Source organism: Sphingobium sp. IP1 (assembly GCF_002708645.1).
Taxonomy (GTDB): Bacteria; Pseudomonadota; Alphaproteobacteria; order Sphingomonadales; family Sphingomonadaceae; genus Sphingobium; species Sphingobium yanoikuyae.
On the sequence record NZ_NOIW01000222.1, the window covers coordinates 1 to 2,845 of the forward strand.

The window sequence follows — 2,845 nt, forward strand, 5'->3', positions numbered from 1 at the left end:
CCTCGTGATCCAGCACCATGCGCACCGCCCGTGCGCGAACCTCAGGTGCAAACTTGTTCGTCGCTTTGCTCATATCGGCTCCACTTACTCAGAAGTTGGAGCCTCCGGCAAACCCGGCGCGGTTCACATGTATGATACGAATTCAGCGTCATTTAGGTTCTGGCCGTTCCATTCGAGGCTCCCTGAACGTTTGATTTCGACACGATAACCGTCTCGAAATCCGGTGGTCTGATCGATGGGAATAGCCACGTCTTCGTGGCTGTTGCATGCGCATAGCGTCAACGTAGCAATGCAAATAAAGCCGGTCCGCATGTGGCCATGCTTACGTTCACAAGCGACTGTCCGCTACCGAGAAGTTAGGGGGGATGTTCCAGCGGCCACAAATGGTCGAAACCTGCCAATCGCAACGGGCGTCATCCTGACGGAGGTCAGGATCCATTTTGCACTACGCCAGATAGGGAGTGCTGAATGGATCCCGGATCAAGTCCGGGATGACGGGTATGCCAAGGTCAGTTTTTGGGAGAAGCCGTGGAGTAAGTGGAGGGCGCTCCTTCTGGGCGCCAGCCATCAAGGCTTCATGGCGGGAGACGGTGGGCGTCCCGCTGCAAAAGGCCAGAGGCGGGGGCTGGAGATCACGAAGGTCAGGCTGATCGACATTCGGTTGCGGGCCGGTACTGGATGCGGCTCGGCAGATTTCCGGTCCTGGCGACCAGGCGGATCGTGCGGGCAAAGAAAAAGGGGCTGCGCGGCGGCAGCCCCTCCATGATCCCGATCGGGCCGGTCCTCAGCGGATCGGCGAGTCCGGCGACAGGCGCATGTCGAGATAATTGTCGACCGACTTCATCAGCTGGTCCAGCTCATGCTCGAAGAAGTGGTTGGCCCCCTTGATCTCGTCATGATGGATGGTGATGCCCTTCTGGGTGCGCAGCTTGTCGACCAGTTTCTGCACCGCGCTGGCGGTCACCACTTCGTCCGCCGTGCCCTGGACGATGATGCCCGACGAGGGGCAGGGCGCCAGGAACGAGAAATCATACATATTGGCCGGCGGCGCGACCGAGATGAAGCCGCGGATTTCCGGGCGACGCATCAGCAGCTGCATGCCGATCCAGGCACCGAAGGAGAAGCCGGCGATCCAGGTGGTCTGCGCTTCGGGGTGGAAGCTCTGCACCCAGTCGAGCGCCGCTGCGGCATCGCTGAGTTCACCGATGCCATTGTCGAACGTGCCCTGGCTGCGGCCGACGCCACGGAAGTTGAAGCGCAGCACGGCAAAGCCGCGCTTCACGAAGGTCTTGTAGAGTGCCTGGGTGATGCGGTCGTTCATCGTGCCGCCGCCCTGCGGATGCGGGTGCAGGATCATGGCGACCGGCGCGCGCGGGCGGGGCGGGGGGCTGAAGCGGCCTTCGAGGCGACCTTCGGGTCCGGGGAAAATGACGTCGGGCATGGCACCTGTTATGGTCTGGGCTGCCACGGGGCAGCGGGGAAAGGGTCCGTGCGCGCGCCGGGGCTTGGCCATATGGCCTTCACGCTGGCGCAGCGCGGCAATCCGCCTATATAGATGCCGCCGCCATTTCCGCAATCAATGAGTAGTTCCGCTTGGCCGCCGACCGCCTTTATCTCGATCATGCCGCGACCACCCCGATGCTGCCGCAGGCGCAGGCCGCGATGGTCGCCGCGATGGCCGGCTGGGCCAACCCTTCCAGCCCGCACAGCGACGGGCGCGCGGCGCGGGCGATGCTGGAGGATGCGCGGCGGCGGATCGCGGCGGCGCTGGGATGGGATGGCCATGTCCTCTTCACCTCCGGCGCGAGCGAGGCGATCGCCATCGCGCTGACCCGCGCCAAGGCCGCGCGAATCATCACCTCGCCGGTCGAGCATGATGCGGTGCTGCGCGTGACCAGGGATGCCGAACGGCTGGCGGTGGATGGCGATGGCCGGGTGCTGTTGCCGGAGCTGGCGCTGGGCAGTCTGGTCGCGATCCAGCATGTGAACAACGAAACGGGCGTGATCCAGCCACTGGCGGATTTCCGGCGCGCGGGGTTGCTGCTGTTTGCCGATTGCGCCCAGAGTGCGGGCAAGCTGGCCCTGCCCGACGCCGACATGATCGCGATCAGCGCGCACAAGTTCGGCGGGCCGCCGGGGATCGGCGCGCTGTTGATCCGCGACCTGGCGCTGGTGGAGCCCAGCGGCGGGCAGGAGCAGGGCTATCGCGCCGGCACCGAAAATCTGCCGGCGATCATGGCGATGGCGGCGGCGCTGGAGGCACGGGGCGACTGGATGCCGGTGGCGGCCGCGCTGCGGGCAAGGCTGGACGCCGGGATCGAGGCGGCGGGCGGGCAGATCGTCGGGCGCGATGCTCCGCGCCTGCCGGCGATCGCCAGCTATCGCATGCCCGGCCTGTCGGCGCGGGCGCAATTGATCCAGTTCGATCTGGCCGGCATTTCCGTGTCGGCGGGCAGCGCCTGTTCGTCCGGATCGCTCAAGACCAGCCATGTGCTGGGCGCGATGGGCTGGGACGCGGCGGCAGCGGGCGAAGTGGTGCGGGTGAGTTTCGGCCCGCAGACCAGCGCGGCGGATGTCGATCGCTTCCTGGCCACATGGACCGCCATGGCGGAGCGGGCGGGCCGGTGATCTATCTCGACTATCAGGCGACGACGCCGCTGGCGCCCGAAGCCTTCGAGACGATGGTGCCGCTGCTGCGTGACCAGTTCGCCAATCCGCACAGCGCGCATCGCGCCGGGCGCATGGTGGCGGCGCAGGTGGAACTGGCGCGCGATGCGATCGGCCAGTTGCTGCCACCGGCTGGTAGGCTGCTCTTCACCTCCGGCGCGACCGAGGCGCTGAACAT

At 66.0% G+C, this 2,845-nt stretch carries 3 protein-coding genes; 2 read left to right on the forward strand and 1 reads right to left on the reverse strand.

The window, feature by feature from the left end:
• Positions 1–784: 784 nt before the first annotated feature.
• Positions 785–1,441, reverse strand: coding sequence for an alpha/beta hydrolase (locus CG471_RS29460; protein ID WP_004207708.1), 657 nt, complete (start codon positions 1,439–1,441; stop codon positions 785–787).
• Positions 1,442–1,593: 152 nt separating this feature from the next.
• On the opposite strand from CG471_RS29460, the gene CG471_RS29465 reads away from it, so the two are divergent.
• Entirely contained in the window at positions 1,594–2,628 is a 1,035-nt protein-coding gene (locus CG471_RS29465; protein WP_099234622.1) for a cysteine desulfurase family protein, read from the forward strand.
• Positions 2,595–2,845: aminotransferase class V-fold PLP-dependent enzyme (locus tag CG471_RS29470; protein ID WP_143560321.1), on the forward strand; the 251-nt coding region annotated here is incomplete at its 3' end. The genes CG471_RS29465 and CG471_RS29470, both read left to right, overlap by 34 nt.